The organism is Desulfuromusa ferrireducens (assembly GCF_055389805.1).
Map to the genome: position 1 here is coordinate 646,435 of NZ_AP042415.1, position 22,170 is coordinate 668,604.

Consider the following 22,170-nt stretch of genomic DNA (forward strand, 5'->3'; position numbering starts at 1 on the left):
CGATCCGGCTCTCAAAAGTTATATCAAAAGGGGTCGCATATACCCTTAGAAGTTTCGAGACGGTTCAATTGGCCCTACTTACGAGAAACCAACTCAATTCACACACAGAGCCATAAAAAAAGGCTACCGCGAACATCTTCGCAGTAGCCTTTTTTATCTGTAACCGGTGAACAATAACTTATTCCACGGTGACACTTTTGGCCAAGTTACGTGGTTGATCAACGTCGGTGCCTTTAAGCACGGCAATATGATAGGCCAGCAGTTGCATCGGCACCGAAGTAATTATCGGAAACAGATCTTCGCTGGTTTCCGGCACCTGGATCAGAGCCGCGACCTTGCCTTCCAGTTCGCTCTCCTGGCCGCTGGCAACGGCGATTACCTTGCCGCCACGGGCGCAAACCTCTTCCATGTTTGAGACCACCTTATCGTAGGTGGCATTGCGCGGCACCAGCACGACGACCGGCAGATTCTCGTCGATCAGGGCGATCGGCCCGTGCTTCATCTCTCCGGCCGGATAGCCTTCGGCATGAATGTAGGAGATCTCTTTAAGCTTGAGCGCCCCTTCCAGGGCGATCGGATACTGATTGCCACGACCGAGATAGAGAAAATCCCGGGCATTCATAAACTCGCGGGCGATCACCTCGATCTGCGTGTCCAGCTCCAACGCTTCTTCCAACTTACGCGGCAGGGTTAACAACTCCTCGACCTGTTGGCGACAATCATCCGCGCTCAGGGTTCCACGCACCCGGCCGAGTTTTAATGCCAGCAGGTAGAGGGCAACCAACTGGGTGGTGAAAGCCTTGGTCGAAGCGACACCAATCTCCGGACCGGCGTGGGTATAGATCACACCATCACTTTCCCGCGAGATGGAGGAATCGACCACATTGCAGATACAGACCGCTTTGCTGCCCTTGCTCCGGGCTTCGCGCAGGCCGGCCAGGGTATCGGCGGTCTCGCCACTCTGGCTGATCAGGATGGTCAGGCTCTTGTCATCAACAATCGGATCGCGATAGCGGAACTCGCTGGCGATATCGATCTCGACCTGCAGCCGCGCCAGCTTTTCGATATAGAATTTACCGACCAGCCCGGCGTGCCAGGAAGTCCCGCAGGCGATGATGAAAATTTTCTCCACCCCCTGCAACTGAGCATCGTCCAGCCCAAGATCCTCGAGGTAAATATCCCCCTCGTCACTGCGCAGACGACCGGCAATGGTATCAGCCAGAGCTCGTGGCTGCTCGTAGATCTCTTTGAGCATGAAATGCTTGTAACCACCCTTTTCCGCCATCAGCGGGCTCCAGGTGATGGTCTTGCTCTGCTTCACCAGCGGCTGTCCGGCCAGATCGGTGATGCGCATTTCTTTGGTGGTAAAGACCACCATCTCACCATCTTCGAGAAAGATCATCTCCCGAGTATGGGAGAGCATCGCCGGGATATCGGAAGCAACAAAGTACTCCCCCTGTCCTTGGCCGATAACCAGCGGTGAACCGAGCTTGGCGGCGATCAATTTGTCCGGCTCGTCACTGCAGAGAATCGCCACCGCATAGGCCCCTTCGACCTCACCGAGGGCCAAACGCACGGCGCTCTCAAAATCACCACACTGGCGATAATGTTCTTCAACCAAGTGGGCGATGATTTCGGTATCGGTCTCCGAAGAGAACTGGTGACCGACCGCCTGCAAGCGCTCTTTCAATTTAATATAATTTTCGATGATGCCATTATGCACGACGACAATACCACTGGCCCGGTGCGGGTGGGCATTGATCTCCGAGGGACGACCATGGGTGGCCCAACGGGTATGGCCGATACCACGCGTTCCAACCGCCGGGGTCTGGCGAAGGATATTCTCAAGATTGATCAGTTTCCCCTCGGCCCGATAAATCTGCGGCTCTCCGCTATCAAGGGTACAGATTCCGGCTGAATCATAACCACGGTACTCCAAACGACGCAGGCCATCGATGATGATCGGTGATGCTTGCTGCGAACCTATATATCCGACAATTCCACACATAATCGACCCCTATCAGGATTTCTTCGCTTTTTTGCGCAACGCCCAGCCTTCGACCACCTTCTGCTCGCTGCGCGAAATCGCCAGTGAGTCGGCCGGGACATCCTTGGTGATGGTCGAACCGGCACCGATCACGCTGTTGCGACCGATGCTGACCGGGGCAACAAACTGTACGTCGCTGCCGATAAAAACATCATCCCCTACCGTCGTTTTGTGCTTGTTGACACCGTCATAATTACAGGTGATGGTGCCGCAACCGAAATTGACGTTGCGGCCGACCTCGGCATCGCCGATATAGGTCAAGTGGCTCGACTGTGAACCTTCACCAAACTGCACTTTTTTGGTTTCGACAAAGTTACCGATCTTGTTGTTACCACTGAGCACAGTTCCCGGTCGCAGATGCGCCATCGGGCCAATTTTTGAGTCCGGGCCGACCTGCGCTTCCTCGAGCGCCGAACCGGCTTTAAGATGGACACCATCGGCAATCGTCGAATCGACCACCACGACACCGGTTTCAACCGTACAGTTCGCACCGATCTTGGTGGCACCGCACAAATGCACATTCGGATGTAGGACCGTATCGGCACCGATCACAACGGTGGTGTCGACATAAACCGTGGTCGGATCGATCATCGAGACACCTGACTGCATCAGCTCGGTGTTGACCCGCCAGCGCATCACCGCCTCGGCTTCGGCCAACTGACAGCGATCGTTGATCCCCATCACCTCGGTTGCATCGGGAACACAGACCGAACGGGTTTTCTTGCCGGCAGCAACCGCAGCGGCGACCACATCGGTCAAATAGTATTCCCCTTGGGCATTGTCGGTTTTCAGATTTTTCAGCGCCGCAAAGACGAACTCGGCATCGAACAGGTAGATGCCGGTATTGATCTCGGTGACCTGCTTCTGCTGATCGGTGGCGTCCTTCTCTTCGACAATCTGCAGCACTTGCTCACCACTACGGATCACCCGGCCATAACCTGACGGATTTGCCATCTCGGCAGTCAGCACGGTGACAACCGAACGCTCATGATAATGAAACTTCTGCAGGTACTGTAATGTTTCGGTTTGCAATAAGGGAACATCACCACAGAGCAGTAACAAGGTCCCGGAGAACCCGGCCAAGGCTTCCGCGGCACAAAGCAGGGCATGCCCAGTACCGAGCTGTTCGGTCTGCTCAACCCAGGTGACCTTGTCCGCAGAGAAGGCTTGCTGCACCTTTTCCGCCTGATGACCGACCACCACCGCCAATTGCTCAAATCCGGCCTGTTGCGCCGCCTGCAGCGGATAACGCAACATCGGCTGACCACTGATCGGATGTAGCACCTTCGGCAGTGCCGACTTCATTCGCGTCCCTTTGCCGGCGGCCAGAATAACCGCTGCTTGCCCTGTTTTCATGTGAACTCCCCTGTTGCTTTTTGATAATAAGAAAAAACGCTCAATTATCTCGGACGACCCCACCCAAGTCAAGCGGTTCCAGGCCAAAAGCGGGTTAAATCGGTGAAATATTTACAAGCCCCGACCAGTCACGTATAGTTCTCGGACTGGAGGATCAAGCGAATGGACGAACGACGCGCACTGGGATACGAACTGGATGAAATCCAGCAACAGCTGAAGGAGCTGGAAATTCGCTACGAGCAGTACTTCGCCGGGGTCGAAAAGCGAGAGCCGCAAATGGACCGCAAAAATATGACGCGGCGGCTGCGACAGTACACCAATCGCCGCATCGTCTGGACCGACCTGAAATTCCGCTACCAGGGGCTGATCTCGCGCTTCATGTCCTATTCCCAGTACTGGGACCGGATTCTGCGGCTGATGGATGAAGGGAGATATCATCGCCACACGGCGAAAATAAATGCCCCTTCGGCAGCGGCCACCACCAGTCAGCAAAAAACCGCTTCGCCACCCGACGAGGCACAGCGGCTACAAAACGAACTGGCCAAGGCCAGACAAGCCTGTGGGATAGCCGGCGAGGCACCAGCAGCCGACAAGGTCGCCGCCTTTCTCGATGCCCAGCGGGAGAAAATCCGCCAACGCTACGGCGACCGACCGGTTGCTTTCAGCATCGACACCAGTGGCGACAAGCCCCGGATCAAGGTCAGCCTGAAGAAATAGCCTTTAAAAACATTACTGCAAGATCAGGATTTTATGCATATCTCAATACCAACCCTGCACGTTCGCCAGTCCACGCAGGCCGTCCCCCTCGCCGCCGGCAACCTTAAAGCCTGCCTACCGGCAGAACAGCAACGCCAAACCACGCTGATCGACCTATTCCCCGAACAAAGCAGCGCCGCCATGATGCGGAGCATCATGGCGAATCGGCCACAGCTGGTCGCCTTTTCGCTCTATCTGTGGAATCGGCAACAGGTATTGCAACTCTGTTGCGACCTGCGCCGACAGTACCCCGAGTTGTTCATCATCGCCGGCGGTCCGGAAGCAAGTGCCGATGCGGCAACGGTCATCAAAGAGGGTGAATTGGACGGCGTCATCTGCGGCGAAGGAGAACTGCCTTTTGCTCAGCTGGTAAATCAACTCAACAGCAGCGAACCGCCGGTGGCCATCCCCGGATTTCTCGCCAAGGGGAATGATTCCAGCCACAGCGTTACTCCGGCCATCTGCCCCGATCTGGCACAGTTGCCATCTCCGTGGCTCACGGCAACCTTGCCACTAACAGAGGGCTGCGGGGTCCTCTGGGAAGTGGCCCGCGGTTGTCGCTTTAATTGCGCCTTTTGCTACGACGCTAAGGGCCAGCAGGGCGTACGCCCACTACCTCTGGAGCGGCTGCAGGCAGAACTGCAACTGTTCGTTGAGAAAAATGTGGCGCAGATCTGGATCCTCGATTCTACCTTCAACGCACCACCACAGCGCGGCAAACAGCTGTTGCAACTGTTAATCGAGCAAGCCCCGCAGATCCATTTCCACCTGGAGGCCAAGGCTGACTTCCTCGATCAAGAGACGGCCGAACTACTCGCCCAACTCTCCTGCTCGGTGCAGATCGGACTGCAGTCTGCCGATCCGAAAGTCCTTAAACCGCTGAACCGGACACTCAAACCGGGACAGATGAGTCAGGCATTGCAGCTGCTTTCTAACGTCGGGGTGACTTACGGCCTCGACTTGATCTACGGCCTGCCCGGCGATAATCACAGCGGCTTTGTTAACAGCCTCGATTTTACCCTGCAACAGCAACCGAATCAGGTCGATATCTTTCCGCTGGCCATCCTGCCGGGAACGGAACTGCATCAGCGGCAAAGCGAATTCGGGATCACCGCGAACTCCCAGCCCCCCTATCTGATCGAGAAAAACCGCAGCTATTGCCAGGCAGAGATGGAACAGAGCCAGCGGTTGGCAACCGCGACGGACATCTTTTACAACCGCGGTCGTGCGGTCGGCTTCTTCCCCCAGCTATGTGAAGCCCTCGCCAATCGACCGGCCGAACTGCTGGAGAGCTTCAGTGACTGGCTGAACGCACGCCCGGAATTAAGTGCCGAGCAGAAGGCTTCGGCCGAAGGCTGGCAACCGGCCGAGATCCTCCCCCTACAACAAAACTTTATTGCCGAATCTTTACTCGCCAAGGGGAAGAAAAAACTTTTGCCGCTGGTCGAAGACCTGCTCAACTATCATTTCCGCTGCGCCGAGGTGCTACTCGCCCCGGAGTGCCTGCCCGCAAACCGACCACCGAAAACAAAGCTACTGCGCAAACAACGCTGGCAACTGAACCCAGCGGTACAAATTCAAAGGTTTAATTACGATCTGGATGAACTGGAACAGGTCGGCGGCGAAAAACTCAGCTGGCTGGTAAAGCAATTGAACGCAGAAACATCTTATGGAATTTTTCTTCACCAGCACGGACAGCCGGTGGTTGAATCATTGCAGCCCGACTTTGCCCAGCTGTTGCTCAGTGCCAGCGGTCAGCAGGAAACAGAAAAACTGCTGCATGGAATCGAACGGCAAACGGCAAACGAGTTGCTGCAGTTTGCCGTCGAGCAGGGGATACTGCTGCCTGCTACTTAAGCAGCAGGTCGACAAAGCCCTGATAGGTTTGACGCTTGCGCTCTGACTTACCATACAAAGTGGAAGAAAACAGGGCGGTGGCGGCGTGCTCACCGAGCATGGAGAACAGCTGGTAGTCGATCGACTCCAGCTGCTCTTTCTGGATAAAGAGTCGATAGATGGCCAGAATCCCAATCATCTGTTCGTGAATGATCAGCGGAATGGCGATAATCGGCGAAAGGATATCATCCGAACCGTCACTGACCGAGCCGGTAACAAAGTAGTTTTCACCACTGGCCGCCGTTTCGCCGAGCACTCCTTCCCCGAGCGGAACCTCAGGAAACTCATCCTCATCAAACCCTTCACCGGTCTCAAACAGGAGACGATCGGTGGCTCGATCGAAAAGGAAAACAGCAAACTTTTCCGCACCGACGAAGTTGATGACAACTTCCTTGATAATTTCCAAAGTCTCTTCGCGATCAAGGGTCGAGTGCAGCCGCGACGAGGCGATATAAAGGTTGGTCAGGTTATTGTTGACATCCTCCACCTGCACCAACTGATTGGCAAACTCCAGATTCTCCTGTTCCAGTTCGCCGATCCGGCGCATCGCCTCATCCTGTTCGTTACGCAGCTTTAGACACTCATCTTCAAGGCTTAACATGCGCTGGGCGAGCTGATCATCGACCCCTTCGCGCTGCAACTGTTCCGACTTTTTACTGCGCACCAGCGTCTCAAGCAGCCCTTTGCTCTCCGGATCCGGATGAATAAAGTAAACGCCGCAACCATCCTCGGCTTTTTTGGCGGTCCGCTTGATCTTGCCGAACAGCACCAACGGCTTCTCTTCGCTCAATTCGAGACGGATTTCAATCCCGGTATTTTCCATTAACGGAACAGTGGATTTCAGGTAAACACCACTGGCAGAAAGATCATGCGCACTGGCGACGTGCAGCCGCCCACCCTCACGGATCTGGACCGGCAACTGAACCGGCACCCGCTCGTCGGTGCGCCGCGTCACTTCACCGAGCAGGCGCTGGACTTTCTCGCGCAGCTCCTGCTTATTGACCGGCTTGGTAATATAATCATCGCAGCCGGACTGCAGACAGCGTTGCACCTCTTCCGGCTTCCCGGCGGCGGTGACCATGAGGACCGGCAGGTTCTGCCAGCGTTTATTTTCGCGGATCAGCCGACAGACCTCGTCGCCGTCCATGCCCGGCATATAGAAATCGAGCAACAGAATATCGGGAGCAACCTTATTTAGCCGCTGGAGGGTTTCTTCACCGGAAGAGGCGGTCACCAGGTCGTAACCACAGCCTTCGAGGTAGGATCGTTCCAGCTCAAGAAACAGATCGACATCATCGACCAGCAGGATTTTCGGCATCAAAGTACTCCTCGTAAAAATGATCCTAAATCCTACCTGAGCACCTGAAAAAAGTAAAGGTTCCCGGCCATTAGGGCACGGGAACCTCTTATCTAGACAACACTTCTGCTAATGCGATCAGGCGACGTCGGCGACATCCTTCAGATAGCGCGGACGCTCAACCAAAAAGCTGACAATCTCATCCACATCCGGGACCCGACCGGCAATTCGCAACTGATCGTCGATCAGCAGAGCGGGAACAACATAAATCCGGTTATCAATCATTTTCCGCGAGTCGTTAAACTGATGAACCTCAGCTTCGACTCCCAACCTCTCAAGGGCTTCACGAACATTCGCCGCGGTTCCGCGACAAGCATCTGGCCGATCCGGCTTACAAACGATATCTATGCGCATAATGTCCCCCTTTGAACACAGGTTACTTTTTATACATGACTGATTTTGTCATATTATACGCCCATTCTTTTGATTAGCAAGTACTTTATATTAATCCGCCGGTGATTTCGATTCTTCAGTTTCAACTCTCACCTGCAGTTCGCCGTCTTCAAGAAGCACCCGCAAAACGCCACCCTCCTCAATCTCACCGCCCAGCAACACCCGGCCAATACGGGTTTCCAACTGGTGCTGCAAAAATCGTTTCAGCGGGCGGGCACCGTAAATCGGGTCATAAGCGGTTTCTGCAATGTAATCACAAGCCTCCGCTGATACTTCCAGGGACAGTCGCCGCGCAACCAGACGCTGGCGGATTTCGTCAAGCAGCAGTAAGACAATCTTGCGGATCTCGACGCGCGTTAACGGCTTAAAAATAATGGTATCATCAATCCGGTTGAGAAATTCGGGCCGAAAACTCTGCCGTAGGGCCAACTCGACCTGTTGTCGCACCCGATCGGGAATCTCACCCTCCGTAATCCCCTCGAGCAGTTGCTGTGAAGCGATGTTCGAGGTCATAATGATGACGGTATTCTTGAAGCTGACCGTCCGCCCTTTGGCATCGGTGGCGCGACCATCATCGAGAATCTGCAAAAGCACGTTAAAAACATCCGGATGCGCCTTCTCAATCTCATCGAAAAGGACGACTGCGTATGGCTGCCGACGGACCGCTTCGGTTAACTGACCGCCCTCTTCGTAGCCGACATAACCGGGGGGGGCACCGAGCAAACGGCTGACGGCATGTTTTTCCATATACTCCGACATGTCGATACGGATCAGGTTTTCCTCGCTGTCGAACAACGCCTCGGACAGGGCCCGCGCCAGTTCGGTCTTGCCGACGCCGGTCGGTCCAAGGAAGATAAATGAGCCGATCGGCCGCTTCGGATCTTTGATCCCTGAGCGTGCCCGAATGACGGCATCAGCAACCCGCTGGACGGCCTCGTCCTGACCGATCACCCGCTGATGCAGAACATCATCCAGCTGCAGCAGTTTTTCCCGTTCCCCCTCGACCAGACGGGTCACTGGAATGCCGGTCCAACGGCAGACGATCTCGGCAATTTCCTCTTCGGTCACTTCTTCGCGCAGCATCTTTTCCGCCACATCGGCGGTCTGCAACTGCTCCTCCTGAGCTTTAAGTTGCCGCTCCAACTCCGGCAACTTGCCATGTTTCAATTCTGCGGCACGATTCAGATCGTAAGCGCGCTCCGCCTCGGCGATATCCAGCCGCATCTGTTCGATCTCCTCGCGCAACTGCTGAACGCTACGGATCCCGCCCTTTTCCAATTGCCACTGCGCCGACAGAGAGCCCTGTTGCTCGTGCAGATCGGCCAGCTCCCGCTGCAACACCGCCAACCGCTCGCAACTGGCGGCATCTTTTTCTGTTTTTAGCGCCGCCTCTTCAATCTCCAACTGCATCAAGCGCCGGGTCAGGGCATCCAACTCGGCCGGCATCGAGTCAATCTCGGTGCGGATCGTGGCGCAGGCCTCATCGATCAGGTCAATGGCCTTATCGGGCAGAAAACGATCGGCAATATAGCGATGACTCAGTTCGGCAGCCGCGACCAGAGCATTATCCTGAATCCGCACACCGTGGTAGACCTCATAGCGTTCCTTCAAGCCGCGTAGAATACTGATGGTCACCTCAACATTCGGCTGCTCGACCAGCACCGGCTGAAAGCGCCGCTCCAGCGCCGGATCTTTTTCCAGATACTGGCGGTACTCGTCGAGGGTGGTGGCGCCAATACAGTGCAGCTCCCCTCGGGCCAGCATCGGCTTGAGCATATTGCCAGCGTCGATGGCACCATCGCTCTTACCGGTCCCGACAATGGTGTGCAGCTCATCAATAAACAGCAAAATCCGCCCATCACTGTCGTGGATTTCCTTGAGCACCGCTTTAAGTCGCTCCTCAAATTCGCCACGGTACTTGGCCCCGGCGACCAGGGCGCTCATATCGAGGGAGAAGACGGTCTTGCCCTTCAGCCCTTCGGGGACGTCGCCGCGGACAATCCGATGCGCCAAACCCTCGACAATGGCGGTTTTCCCCACCCCCGGCTCGCCGATCAGCACCGGGTTGTTCTTGGTTTTACGCGACAGGATTCGAATCACCCGGCGGATTTCGTCATCCCGACCGATGACCGGATCAAGCTTGCCTTTTTTCACCTCTTCGACCAGATCCCGGCCGTACTTCAGCAATGCTTCGTAGGTATCTTCCGGATCCTGACTGGTGACCCGCTGGTTGCCACGGATCTCGGTCAGTCCTTGCAGCAGTCGATCCCGATCAATGCCGAGCTTGCGCAGTAAACGACCGGATGCGGTTCGTTCCCCTTCCGCCACGGCCGCCAACAGCAGGTGCTCGACACTGACGTACTCATCCTTGAGCTGCTTGGCTTCCTCGCTGGCCTGCAACAGCAGATTACTCAGCCGGCGACTGGCATAAAGCTGACTACTGTCGGCCCCGGGGCCACTGACCCGCGAGCGCGATTGCAATTCCTGGCGCAACCCTTCAGCAAAACCATCAAGGGGCACCTGCAACTTCTGCAGCAACCTTGCGGTCAGTCCAGACTCCTGCTCACAGAGAGCCAACAACAAGTGTTCGCCATCAATTTCGACGTGACTGAAACGCAGCGCCAAGGCCTGAGCGGCCTGCAACGCTTCCTGGACTTTCTGGGTAGCTCGGTTTAGATCAATCATCGCTAGCTCCTGAAAAAGGGTCGTTCCGTAATTATAGCGCCTTGAATATTTTCAGACGAAAAAAAAGGCCAGGAGCGACAACCCCTGGCCCGGCTCTGCATCAGTGCAGCGTCTTGACGGCAATTTTTTTTGGCTTGCCGGCCTCACTTTTCGGCAAGCGCAGGGTCAACACGCCATCCTTTAAAACGGCCTCTCCGGCATCGGCAGCGATCCGCTCCGAAAGCTTAAATTGCCGATAATAAGCTGTCTTGACGCCCCCCTCAACGGCAGCTGTTTCGGCCTCAATGGTCAGCAAGCCACGTGCAACCTCGATCTGCAAGGCCCGCTCTTCGACTCCCGGCAGGTTCGCCAGCAGCACCAACTCGTCATCGTTTTCATAGATATCGACCGCCGGGGCATGCCGACTAACGGGGGACACCCACACAGTGCTGTCCAGCGTACTCTTTTCATTATCCATCATCTGCTTGTCATTCATGATCCTGCTCCTGTTGCTATTTTTTATAAATTCTGTTGTTAACCTCGAAAACTCAATCAGCTCGTCTTGACCGTAATCTTCTTGGCCATTGCTGACGCCGCCTTGGGCAGATTGATCCGCAGAATGCCATGCTGATATTCGGCTTCGACCTGCTCAGGGTCGACAGTTGCCGGCAGCTGGATGGTTTCTTCGAAGCGACCCGCCTTACGTTCCTGACGGTGCCAGACAACGTGCTCCGGAACCTCCACAGCGGCGATCTCCCCGGACAGGGTCAACCGGCGGCCAAGGATGTTAATGTCCAAGGTATCGCTATCGATCCCGGCAAGAGCAGCCTCCAACAGCAACGCCTCACCGCTATCGTGCAACCGGAACTGCGACTTTTGCCGGCAGTGAGTCGTGCCAGAGTTAAAGCCAAGACCACGGAAAATCTGGTCCATTTCGCGCTGCAGACTGTCCATTTCGTGAATCATCTGTGCTCCAAACATTGTCGTTCTCCTTTTTTGTATAGCTTTCGTCAGTTGTTGTTGCTGACAAAGAGACATTACAAAGGGAGTGCCAACTTTAATCCACAGGTGTTTCCAATGAAATCAGCAAGTTACGGGGATTGACTTTAAACCGAGGAAAAGCTGCGACGCTGCAGGTGTCGCAGCAAATGACAAGTTGAGACAGGTGCGACGTCGCAAGGAAAATTTCAACGATAAAAATCAGGAAAGTTGCTGGCGAGAAAGATTCAGATGGGATAAATGACGATAAAGAGTGGCGCGATGCACCCCCAGGAGACGGGCGGCGGCGGATAAATTTCCATCTGCGGCACGGTAAGCCTCTCGAATACTAGCTTCATCAAGTTCGGCCCGCACGCCACGGCCCCGTCCCGACCGAACAACGGTGGCATCAACCACCGGTTCGGCAAAGTGAGGCTGAGAATAGGGCACGACAACCGGCAGATTCTGCGGATTTTTCATCAGCGGCGCAGCGACAGACGGGGCAAACTGCTGCCGCTCTTGAATCCATTCGCCAAAGGCTCGCGCACCAATCGCCTCGGTTTCCGCTTCGACCACCACCCGTTCGAGAACATTTCGCAGTTCACGCACGTTCCCCGGCCAGAGGTAGGACTGCAGCAAACGGAGCGCCTCGCTGGTCAAGCGCTGCACCCCTTTGCCATACTTGGCATTGAACTGGCGCAGGAACAGATCGGCCAGCAACGGAATGTCCTCGCCCCGTTCGCGCAACGCCGGCAAGTGGATGCGCAACACCGCCAGACGGTGATAGAGATCGGCCCGGAAACGGTTTTCCGCCACGGCCTGCTCCAACGGCACATTGGTCGCGCCGACAATCCGCACATCAACCTGATGGCTCTTTTCTCCGCCGACCCGCTGAACCCGTCCATCTTCGAGGACCCGCAACAGTTTACTCTGGATATGTAGCGGCATGTCACCAATCTCGTCCAGAAACAGAGTGCCGCCATCGGCGCGTTCAAAATAACCCCGATGTTCGCGGACCGCCCCGGTAAAGGCGCCACGCTCATGTCCGAACAGCTCCGACTCCAGCAGCTGCTCACTAAGCGCGGTACAGTTGATCACGGCAAAGGGGCGTGCATGGCGCGCGCTTTCATCATGCAGCGCCTGCGCAACCAATTCTTTACCAGCACCGGTCTCGCCGGTAATAATGACCGCGGCATCGGAGGCGCCATACAGCTGAATCTTGCGAAACACCTCACGCATCGACGGGCTGCTGCCGATCAAACTGCGGAAACCGATCTCCTGCCGACTGGCGGTCGTCTCGCGGCGCAGGCTAACCCGGACCAACTGGCCTAGATAATCCTCGGTCAAACCGGCAAACTGGATATCGGCTAAAAATTCCGGCAGCGCCGGCAACAAGCGAACCTTGACGTCGACCAGGTCACGGCCCTGCTCAAGAACCTCGGCGGACAGATCAATGATTGACGGGACGACGGCGGAAAACAGGCTGGCGGGAGAACGGCCACGGGCTTGCTGGGGATCGATAGCGGCCCAGTGAGCCAGCCGTTCGGAAAGACTGCGCACCTGCCATTCACCGTGCCCCCAACGGACCAACAGCAGATCAGGGGCGACGGCGGGCAGATATTCTGTTTTTTCAGTTACATCTGTCATCAGCAACACATTTAATTCTAACGCCGCAATTCGGCGACCAACGCCTTAAAGGACTGTTCACCACTTTCAAAGTTGAGCAAACGCACCCCCATCCCCCCTTTATTGGCGACCCTGACTAAATTCGGCGGGACCTTCTTCGCCCAGCAAACACGCCCCCTGACAATCACCTGCTCTTCACTCGGCAAGGTTATCTCGATCAGCAGCATGGAACCGGGCCGTTCCGGTTGCCCGGTAATAACAAACAGTCCTTGATCCGAAATATCTTCAGTAAAAGCGACCCGCTTAGGATAATCGACCCCAAAACGTAACTTGAGCCGCTTTCTCTTGCGTTTAATTATCCGTTTTTCAGCCATCAAAAACCCCAGCACACGCAATGAAACAGCAGATGACTCAACTATGGAAACCGGAGCCAAAACGACAACACCTTGGAATCATAACAAACTACCATGAAATAGACAAAGAAACCCGCAGGGCAGCTGTGATAGCCCGGCGGGTTTCTTCATTTCTCTTCAACTTGTAACAGCGTCCCGTTTTTAAGAAAGCCGAAAATTCAGCCAGGCAAAGAGATCTGCGGCGGGGTATCGGCAACTGATTCCTTCGCCACCCCTTGGCTCCTACCGATATCTTGCGTCGGCCGACCAGTTCCCACCGAAGCAGAAATCAAGATTTTCGCTTTTTTTCAACCCGGACATTATCAAAATTGGTTGATCGCACTTTTTTCGCCGGAGCCTTCGCCTTCTTCTTAAAACCATAATCCTTAAAGGTAAAGTATTTCAATTGAGCCACTTCACTCTTTAACTTCGCTATCGACTCTTTCTTGGCGCGAGCAAAAGCACCATTGATGGACTCACTGGGCAGCGGAATAAAGTAACTATCAACGATATCGGTCGCACTATTTTCACCAGCAGCAGCCTGGGAGCCCTGCTCAACAATTTCAAGGTATTTTTCAATCGTCAAGAGACTGATCGCTTTAGCCAATGCTGTCTTGGTAAAAACAAGCTCTGTCTTCGCCTTTTCAAAATTTGCCTTTGATGCCTCTCCAGCCTTCGTCCCCAAATGAGAATTCACGATCTTGCGAAGGTTGTCGTTATCACGCGTGTGCATGTATTTAATTCCTTAATTTAGTGCTGCAACGATTTTGCTGAGAAAGGCTCAAGCCAACATTCTAAAGACAATATATGAACTTCCCCCTACATGCGGCTAGTGAAATCTGACCACAACAGAGAACTAATATCAAATAGTAATACTGAAAGTAAAAATAAAAAGGGCTTACAGATTTAATAAACTGTGAGCCCTTGAATTGTTTGGCTCCCTTTGCAAGACGGATCGGGGCACTGGAGCCTTATACTTAACATCTAACTTTCGGCTCTACCTTCTCATAAATAACTATATACGAGACGCAGAAACGAAGAAGCCCCAGCAAGGACCGGGGCTTCATTTTGTTACAATATATGAGACTCATTTTTGTACGCTAGAAATGGTGAAGCATGCAACGGACCCTCCACGCTCATAATAAATCTTTTGCTGAAATGAGGGGGTACTAAAAAAATGGAATACTGCCATGGATACCCGCTTCTGGTAGGCCCTCCTGCAAAAGCTGATGAATAAATTCCTGTCCGGTTGCTGGCCTCAAGTAGTGTAGGTATGCCTTGACGGCAAACTCACAAGGCTTCATGAAATAAAACAAGTCAGTTATTTCTGACTTGTCCCTGAATGCAGAAACATGCTGATACTTTGAAAGTATATGTGCAAGAACATCACTCGGCAAAGTTGAGAGCTGTGCTACTGCAGCGATATACTCTGTTGCCGCAAGGTTATGGTCGTCTGCCATGGAATGTCTCTCAGCCATTGCATGCGCAATTTCATGAACTAGGTAACTGCGCCACAAATAGATGCTCATTGGGATACCGAAGGCGGGTGGAACCCTGTGGGAGGCTGCAACTGCTGACTGGTAATCCAATACAACAACGCTATTGCTATCTGGATGATAGCATCCGATAGATACTGAGTCTTCACTCGGTTGGATTTGCTGCTGGAAAGAAACCGTTAATTGATCAGGAAAATCCAAATCCAACGGCCGGAAGAAATTATGCGCATTGTGAGCTGCGACACAGACAGCGTCCCGCTCGTTCATGAGTCCACCGACTATGCAGATATTAAATTCTTCGCATAATAATATATTGCACCCGACAGCGGTGATCGGCGAGACAAGAATCAAGATAGCAGCAAGCATCCATGCAGGTAGCAAAACATGAACCTTGGGGAGCGGGCAATTCACAAGCGCACCTCCCGTCAAATGATACTTATGGGCCAGCAACAGTAAGAGTCTACATACTATCTCGTTGCTCTCCTAACTCATATCATGGCTCAATAAGAGATCAAGCTCTTTGCTGATGTTTTGATTGTCTGTATCCCAAGGCACGGGCTGTAGATTTTACTTATTGTTATAGATGTCTCAAATCTTTGGAAATGATCGACGGCAGATCGGCTGAATCTGTCGATTCTAAAGCCAGATAGAGAGAAATCGCTTCTGAGCCGATGCCATCATAAGGCTACCCTGCCGGAAACAAACAGCTATTCCTATCCAGATTGTCTCGAAAGTCCGTATCAAAAAGTCCCTCCCGCTAAACTGCTGAAATTACAGCAAAGCGAAAGGGCCGATTTTGTGTTCCAAAAGTGGGGCAGTGATAATTAAGTCACTATTTTTGATGAAATGGTCTCCCCCGCTACCGAAATCGGCATCTATGCGCCATGATGGAGAGTAAGAAGCTAACCATCAACGTTGAGCGAGAGGAGACCGTAATGAATATTACCACTGTCGGCTTGGACTTGGCAAAAAGCGTCTTTCATGTTGTCTGTTTCAATGAGCGCAATAAGGAAGTCAAGAAACGTATGCTTCGACGTAATCATGTCCTTCAATTCTTTGCTCAATTACCACCATGTCGTGTCGGTATGGAAGCCTGCGCAACATCACACTACTGGGGTCGGGAATTGCGTGCCATTGGTCATGATGTGAAGTTGGTACCACCCCAGTACGTGAAGCCTTTAGTGCAAGGAAACAAGAACGACTACAACGATGCGCGGGCCATTGCCGAGGCACTTGACAGACCCAGAATTGCGTTCGTCGCTGTTAAAACAGTGGAAGAACATGACATGCAAGCCATCCATCGGATGCGCTCCCAGTGCTTGAGGGATCGCACCGCCTTGAGTAACTCAACACGGGGCTTGCTCGGAGAGTACGGTATCAGCTTCTCGAAAGGATTGACCGTTTTACGCAAAAAGATTCCGGAACTACTGGAAGATGCCGACAACGTGTTGAGCTTTCGGTTCCGCAACCTCCTGGCGCGACGCTATGAGCAGCTCGTCGAGCTTGACGAGCATATTGCGTTTTACACGAAGGAACTGGAGTTATTAAGTCAGCAGGATGATGCCTGCCAGAGATTACAAACAATCCCGGGCTTCGGTCCGATTGTTGCGAGTGCCTTTCGCAGTACGATTGGTGATGGGCGTGCCTATGTTCGCGGTCGACATGCAGCGGCATCCCTTGGCCTGGTTCCACGTCAGCACAGCAGTGGCGGCAAAAATGTTCTTTTGGGGATTAGCAAACGCGGGGATAAATACCTTCGCATGCAATTGATCCATGGCGCTCGTACCGTCGTCCTTCGAGCAGCCAATAGAGATGATCCCTTGAGTCGATGGATCAATCGCATCCGAGAACAAAGAGGGTGGAACAAAGCAGTTGTTGCGTTGGCGAACAAAATGGCGCGGATCGGTTGGGCTATTCTGAAGTACAACACATGTTATGAGCCGAACATAGCGTAACCATCGCATCGATCAAGCATTAACGAAGCGAGGAAAGGAGAACTCCCACCAGAAATTGCGAAGACCCTGTGATCAGTAATGACAAAACAGGTCAGACCGGCGCATTGAAAACCTGAGCGTCTCAACGGTTATTAAAAACCGAACTTTTGATAAGGACGATGCGCGCGTAAATCATTAAGGCCCGGCGGCGTAAAGCCGCTAAAAAGAGGCCGAATATATGGTAGCAACCTTGTCACTGTCATTCATCACAAAGTCCTTGCATGCAGGGGGGAGACCATATATGAGACACAGCTATTCAACGCCGGGTTAACTTGCTGTTTCCGGAGTATCGCGGAAAACAGTCAGGTTGAATAATTTGTTCGGCTTTTTAGCAGTTATATGAAAACTCCGCCAGTACCACCCTATAAGACGGTATAACCAATGTAGTGTACGAGAATCTGGTCACCAAACTCATTATTGTTGGGGAGGTAAGAACACGGCTCCGAGATGTGCACTTGTGTGATTACCCCCTCATTTAAGAGTCCTTCAAGCACGCTCTTGAATTCGCGCTCCACAAACAAATCACTGCGCTGTGTCATAGCAACTACTCCTCCTGATCTGACAACTCGACTGAACTCTCGGAGCGTGCCTACACTGTCCGTTAGATATGTGAGTACGCCCACACAGGCAAGTCCGTCGTAATGGTTATCTGGAATGGGCAAGGGTAACCGTTGCAAGTCCATCGCATTTAAGGTGCTGTACGCACCAGTCAATCCAGCAATCTCCAAGGAACGACATGAAACATCAATCCCGTCGATAGTAGCGAAACCGGCCGTTTGCAACGCCTTGCCACTTAGGCCAGTTCCACATCCCACGTCCAGAATTGATGATTGCGGCGATAGTTTTACCTGAAGCATTGAAGCCACTTGTTCAGGTGCTTCGTAGCGCCAATCGGCAAGGGTTTCATTATAATCGGTGGCCCAGTTGTCATAGTATTCAGCGACGTCATCGCTCTTTTTAGACATTTTGCTGAGACCACTATGTTTAGATTCACTGTCTGATCCCAACTGTTACCTCCCGATTTTATCGTGAATGCTCAAATAGAAAAAAAGAATCGACTATAAATTGCCAGTTTCGAGCAGTGCCGAACGGTTCATGATAACCGGCGACGCGAAGGTTTGGCTACTAACTAAATACGAGATGCCGAAACGAAGAAGCCCCGGCTAGGTCCGGGGCTTACTTTTGTTACAACATGTGAGACGGCCCAACCATTTGGAATCTAGTCGGGCCGTTTTTGTCTTACGGATGGTGGCTTACAAGAAAAACTAATCTCGCTACAAGGCTGTTGTTTAGCGATATTTAATCTTCCCTCCATCATAAAGTGCGATATTCATTCCTGACTTGGCAATAACCTTAGCCTTCCATCTGCGACCAACCGAGCTCCTGTTGCGGCGTTGATTATCTTGGTGTAGCAAGGTTGCGCCCGGAGGCATTTTTGAGAGAAAAGCGCTGTAGCATTTGCCGCATTTGCTCGGCCTGTCCGGAAAGTTCTTCCGAGGCGGCAGCACATTCTTCCGCACTTGCGGTGTTTTGCTGGGTCACCTGGTCAATCTGGGTTACTCCCTGGTTGATCTGGCTTACTCCTTGAGCCTGTTCAGAACTTGCTGCCGCGATTTCGGCAACCAGGTCCGAAGCCTTGCTGATGCCGGTAACAATGTCCTGAAGAGCTTCAGCAGTCTGGTTGGCTATAGCACTGCCATTTTCGGTTTTTTCCACCGAACCCTTAATCAGTTCAGAAGTCTCTTCGGCGGCCTTAGCACTACGTGCTGCCAGGTTACGCACTTCTTCGGCAACTACGGCAAAGCCTTTGCCATGCTGTCCCGCGCGAGCTGCTTCGACGGCGGCATTCAAGGCGAGCAGATTTGTTTGAAAAGCGATTTCGTCAATCGTCTTGATGATTTTTGAAATGTTCTGCCCCGCTTCGTTGATCTCACTCATGGCAGAGACCATCGACTCCATTTGCTCACTGCCTTTCTGCGCGGCAGTGCGGGCTTCTGTAGCCAAACCATTCGCCTGGTTGGCATTCTCTGCGTTGTTTGTGGTCTGCGAGGAGAGTTGATTGAGGGAAGCGGAAATCTCTTCCAGACTGCTGGCCTGTTCGGTCGCTCCCTGCGACAGCGACTGGCTGGAATCAGAAACCTGACAGCTGCCGGAGGCGATCTGCTCACTGGCCACCTGAATCTGACCAAAGATTTCATTCAAATCGCTGCCCAGAGCTTTTATTGCGTTGCGAAGTTCGTCCTGCTCATCCTGAGGAGTGACATCGAAGGTAAGGTCGCCGGCCGCCAGTTTCTGTAGATTGGCGACAACTTCGTTCTGCAGACTATCGGCAAAAGAGTCCATAGAAGCGGCCATCATCCCGATCTCGTCCTTGCGATCGACATTAAGGCGCGTGGTGATATGCCCCTTCTCCATCTCTTCGATCATCTGTACTGTCTGTCCCAATGGAGTAACAATTCCCTTGGCGATAACGAACGCCAGAAAAATGCCAAGCGGCAGAGCGAACAGACTGATCGCGATGATCATTGACCGGGTTGTTGATGCCTCGGAGAGCATCTGGTCATCGGTCATGATGTTCTCTCCGGCTGTGTTAATCAACTTTCCAAGCAAAGACTTAACCATGTCAAGGTTCGGAACCGTTGTGTTTGCATAGATCCCAGCGGCCTTTGCAGCCCCTGCTCGCAGATCAGATTCCGCAGTTATTGCAGCATTAAAATGGCCCTGTACCTCTATCAGGACCGCCTTCATGTCCCCACTTAGAATAGCAACGGCACCTTCAAGATCGAGGTCGGCAATCTTATTTTCGATCTTTACGGCTAATCCATGAAGTTTCTTATGAGGAGCACGGCATGCATCGATAGCTTTCTTAAACTCGGGGAATTCTCCCTCCAGTTCGTGTGTTTTGGGATTGTCCAGATATTTGCCAAAAGCGCATTTAGTGGAGTCTTTCTGTACACTGAAGGCAAAGGGGGTCCCTTTGGCGAATTCTTCGGCACGAGCCAGCAACGCGGCGTTGTTTTCATCAAGGTAGACGCCGGTGGCAACGATCAGGCCCCAGGGCTTATAGAGTTTTCCATAGGATATTTTCGACACCGGTGCGTCACTTCCCGGCTTGGGCCAGACGTAAGTGACAAATCCTGCCCCCTCGGATTTAGCAATGTTGGTCAGCTCGATAAAAAATTTCTTATTATTGGCATCTTTGAAATCGGTTAGGTCTCTGCCTTCCAGTGCTGGCTTGATGGGATGCATCACCATGTGTGCGTCGGTCGCCTGAATCCACAAATAATCCGTTCCCTGTGAACCGTAACGGATTGCCCGCAAGGCTTTGATAGCTGCTGCTCGCCGGGCCCTGGTATCACCCAGAGTGGTATCGCTGGCATAGGCTTCTATGATTGAGGTCGCCTGATCGACGGCATTTTTTACCTGAGTTTGATAGGCATAGAGAGTTCCGGCCTCGACGCTCAATTCTTCTGCAACCTTCGAGACCCAGGAGACGTGCTCCTTCAGACGTGCAGCCAAGGTTTCGGCTAGACCCTGATGCGATTGTTTAAACGCGCTGCCGAGTTCAGCTGCTGACTGATGAAGTTTTTTGTGTGGTTCTTCTATGGCGGCCAGATCAGCTTTCAGGGCAGGAACCAAATGTTCCGCCTGCTTGCGACCGTCACCGTAATACCACTTGCCAAAACCGCACTTGTGGGGATCGGTCTGGACGTTAAGCTCAGTAACAGCATCATCAGTCAGCAGAGCATTAACTTGATTTGCCCAGTTCAGATGATCCAGCTCCTTCTGTAACATTTCGCCTCGAAGCTTGTTGCCTTCAATTACTTCCTCGGCACTACCGGTGATACCGCCGATGCCAATAATGGACCAACCTCCGACAATAACCAGAAGCAACAGGACCAGACCAAAGCCCCAGGCGAATTTCCCAGCCAACCTAACGTCTTTCCATCTCATGTCTAAGCTCCTTATCCGAATTGTTAACGGCAACAGTTACGGTGACACCAGTAGCAGCAAAAGAGGTAGATTGGCTTTTCGTCTATGTTTTTCAGAATCTTAAAGTATATATGAGAAGTTGATAACAGCAATCATCCCACTTTACTATGAGCGACGTGCATGTCGGACTTTTACCGATTTGTGGCACTCCTGACCGTTTTAGGTAATTGTTAAAACTATGGAGTTGATCGACGGCCGATCGTCTAGGTTGGCCAATTTGGAAGCTAGCCAGGGCAAAATCATCACCTGATCTGTCCGTCCAACCTCCTACCAAATTTTAATCACATGGCTATTTTCAACCAGACCGTCTCGTACGTCCGTATCAAAAAGGCCCTTCCGCTAAGCTGCTGAGATTACAACAGGGCGAAAGGGCCGATTTTACTGTTCCAAAAAGGTGAAGTGAGATTTAAGTCACAATTTATGAGACACCCTGTCCAAAAACATAAAAGAAATTCTCTCCATTAACCTCAGATGCGGGGTGAAGGTAACGAGCCGAGACGAAGAAACTGCTCCGATTCGAGCTCTAAGCCCGTTTGCGCACTCATTACGATGAGGCACGGCCGTTCGAAAAGGCCTCTATAAGCGTGTCCATTGCAGAGAATAACAATTCAACGCTGTAACCGGCTAGAAAAGCGAGGGCGAAGGGTGTGAGACTTTCTAGTAGGCCCACTCCACCCTTCGGGTTGGCAAACCAAGCTATCGAAAAACCAGCTAAAGCCCCTAGGACCATTCGTAACTGGAGCAGGGTATTGGAGGCGCCGGTAAAGGTACGCTCCTTAATCTGCTTCGATATCGTTCGTAAGATATAGGCACATGCACCAACAAGTCCATACAGTATCGGCAGCAGGTACTGGGACATGATGTCAAGGGAAATGGTGCCGGCCTGTATTTGCAGGGCATTGCCTGTCCCGAAGATTTTCGTCCAACCTAAGAGCTCATTGTTAGCTTCAAGTTGGTCAGATAGCTGATCAAGTTCCAACTCCCGCCTATAATTTTCAGTTCTTCGTTTTATGCTTTCTTCATCAGGTCCAAGACTGGGCGCAACGGCGGAAAACTTTCCGGCCCTAAGCTCAATGTAGGGCACCTCCCTTAGGACTTTATTCTCGATGATCTTATCGTTTATTCTCTTTGCGTTTTCCACAACATTTGAGAGAAATACCCAGTAGACTTGGAACAACAAAAGGACAAGCATGGAAATAACCGTTATCACTGGGCCTGTAAC

The 22,170-nt window shown here is 52.6% G+C and carries 17 protein-coding genes; 3 read left to right on the forward strand and 14 right to left on the reverse strand.

The annotated features are described in order from the left end of the window. Positions 1-178: 178 nt before the first annotated feature. Positions 179-2,008 carry a glutamine--fructose-6-phosphate transaminase (isomerizing) gene (gene glmS, locus ACZ5PT_RS02835; RefSeq protein ID WP_464265299.1) on the reverse strand — a complete coding sequence of 610 codons (1,830 nt, stop codon included), beginning with the start codon at positions 2,006-2,008 and terminating at the stop codon, positions 179-181. A gap of 12 nt (positions 2,009-2,020) precedes the next feature. Continuing rightward, positions 2,021-3,403, reverse strand: coding sequence for a bifunctional UDP-N-acetylglucosamine diphosphorylase/glucosamine-1-phosphate N-acetyltransferase GlmU (gene glmU, locus ACZ5PT_RS02840; protein ID WP_464265300.1), 1,383 nt, complete (start codon positions 3,401-3,403; stop codon positions 2,021-2,023). A gap of 162 nt (positions 3,404-3,565) precedes the next feature. Here glmU and ACZ5PT_RS02845 point away from each other — a divergent pair, with 162 nt between their 5' ends. Next, positions 3,566-4,120 carry an MXAN_5187 C-terminal domain-containing protein gene (locus ACZ5PT_RS02845; protein WP_464265301.1) on the forward strand — a complete coding sequence of 185 codons (555 nt, stop codon included), beginning with the start codon at positions 3,566-3,568 and terminating at the stop codon, positions 4,118-4,120. A 33-nt stretch (positions 4,121-4,153) separates the two neighbouring features. Next, entirely contained in the window at positions 4,154-6,016 is a 1,863-nt protein-coding gene (locus tag ACZ5PT_RS02850) for a B12-binding domain-containing radical SAM protein (protein WP_464265302.1), read from the forward strand. Here the strand turns inward: ACZ5PT_RS02850 and ACZ5PT_RS02855 are convergent. The 9 genes from ACZ5PT_RS02855 to ACZ5PT_RS02895 all read right to left on the reverse strand — a co-directional run bounded on the left by ACZ5PT_RS02855 (position 6,009) and on the right by ACZ5PT_RS02895 (position 15,372). Next, positions 6,009-7,373, reverse strand: a complete 1,365-nt coding sequence (locus ACZ5PT_RS02855; RefSeq protein WP_464265303.1) for a response regulator — start codon at positions 7,371-7,373, stop codon at positions 6,009-6,011. The two genes, ACZ5PT_RS02850 and ACZ5PT_RS02855, sit on opposite strands and share 8 nt — an antisense overlap. 117 nt (positions 7,374-7,490) lie before the next feature. Then, on the reverse strand, positions 7,491-7,766 hold the full coding sequence (locus ACZ5PT_RS02860; protein ID WP_464265304.1) for a thioredoxin family protein: 276 nt from the start codon (positions 7,764-7,766) through the stop codon (positions 7,491-7,493). A 90-nt stretch (positions 7,767-7,856) separates the two neighbouring features. Then, a complete protein-coding gene (gene clpB, locus ACZ5PT_RS02865; protein ID WP_464266701.1) occupies positions 7,857-10,487 on the reverse strand; it encodes an ATP-dependent chaperone ClpB in 2,631 nt (876 codons plus the stop codon). A gap of 103 nt (positions 10,488-10,590) precedes the next feature. Further along, entirely contained in the window at positions 10,591-10,965 is a 375-nt protein-coding gene (locus tag ACZ5PT_RS02870) for an Hsp20/alpha crystallin family protein (RefSeq protein ID WP_464265305.1), read from the reverse strand. A gap of 56 nt (positions 10,966-11,021) precedes the next feature. Continuing rightward, entirely contained in the window at positions 11,022-11,450 is a 429-nt protein-coding gene (locus ACZ5PT_RS02875; RefSeq protein WP_464265306.1) for an Hsp20/alpha crystallin family protein, read from the reverse strand. Positions 11,451-11,669: 219 nt separating this feature from the next. Next, positions 11,670-13,094, reverse strand: a complete 1,425-nt coding sequence (locus ACZ5PT_RS02880) for a sigma-54 interaction domain-containing protein (protein ID WP_464265307.1) — start codon at positions 13,092-13,094, stop codon at positions 11,670-11,672. A gap of 17 nt (positions 13,095-13,111) precedes the next feature. After that, the gene (locus ACZ5PT_RS02885; RefSeq protein WP_464265308.1) at positions 13,112-13,447 is read right to left on the reverse strand and encodes a PilZ domain-containing protein; all 336 of its coding nucleotides are present in this window, start codon (positions 13,445-13,447) and stop codon (positions 13,112-13,114) included. Between the two features lie 307 nt (positions 13,448-13,754). After that, positions 13,755-14,198 (reverse strand): hypothetical protein, encoded by a 444-nt coding sequence (locus tag ACZ5PT_RS02890; RefSeq protein WP_464265309.1) that lies wholly within the window; start codon positions 14,196-14,198, stop codon positions 13,755-13,757. A gap of 436 nt (positions 14,199-14,634) precedes the next feature. After that, entirely contained in the window at positions 14,635-15,372 is a 738-nt protein-coding gene (locus tag ACZ5PT_RS02895) for a DUF6639 family protein (RefSeq protein ID WP_464265310.1), read from the reverse strand. A 524-nt stretch (positions 15,373-15,896) separates the two neighbouring features. Between ACZ5PT_RS02895 and ACZ5PT_RS02900 the strand changes: the two genes are divergently transcribed. Beyond that, the gene (locus ACZ5PT_RS02900; RefSeq protein WP_464263625.1) at positions 15,897-16,916 is read left to right on the forward strand and encodes an IS110 family RNA-guided transposase; all 1,020 of its coding nucleotides are present in this window, start codon (positions 15,897-15,899) and stop codon (positions 16,914-16,916) included. A gap of 401 nt (positions 16,917-17,317) precedes the next feature. Here the strand turns inward: ACZ5PT_RS02900 and ACZ5PT_RS02905 are convergent, their stop codons facing one another. From ACZ5PT_RS02905 to ACZ5PT_RS02915, 3 genes are all read right to left on the reverse strand, one after another. Further along, the gene (locus ACZ5PT_RS02905; protein ID WP_464265311.1) at positions 17,318-17,962 is read right to left on the reverse strand and encodes a class I SAM-dependent DNA methyltransferase; all 645 of its coding nucleotides are present in this window, start codon (positions 17,960-17,962) and stop codon (positions 17,318-17,320) included. A gap of 391 nt (positions 17,963-18,353) precedes the next feature. Further along, the gene (locus tag ACZ5PT_RS02910; protein WP_464265312.1) at positions 18,354-20,909 is read right to left on the reverse strand and encodes a methyl-accepting chemotaxis protein; all 2,556 of its coding nucleotides are present in this window, start codon (positions 20,907-20,909) and stop codon (positions 18,354-18,356) included. Positions 20,910-21,492: 583 nt separating this feature from the next. Continuing rightward, positions 21,493-22,140, reverse strand: a complete 648-nt coding sequence (locus tag ACZ5PT_RS02915) for a hypothetical protein (RefSeq protein ID WP_464265313.1) — start codon at positions 22,138-22,140, stop codon at positions 21,493-21,495. Between the last annotated feature and the right edge of the window lie 30 nt (positions 22,141-22,170).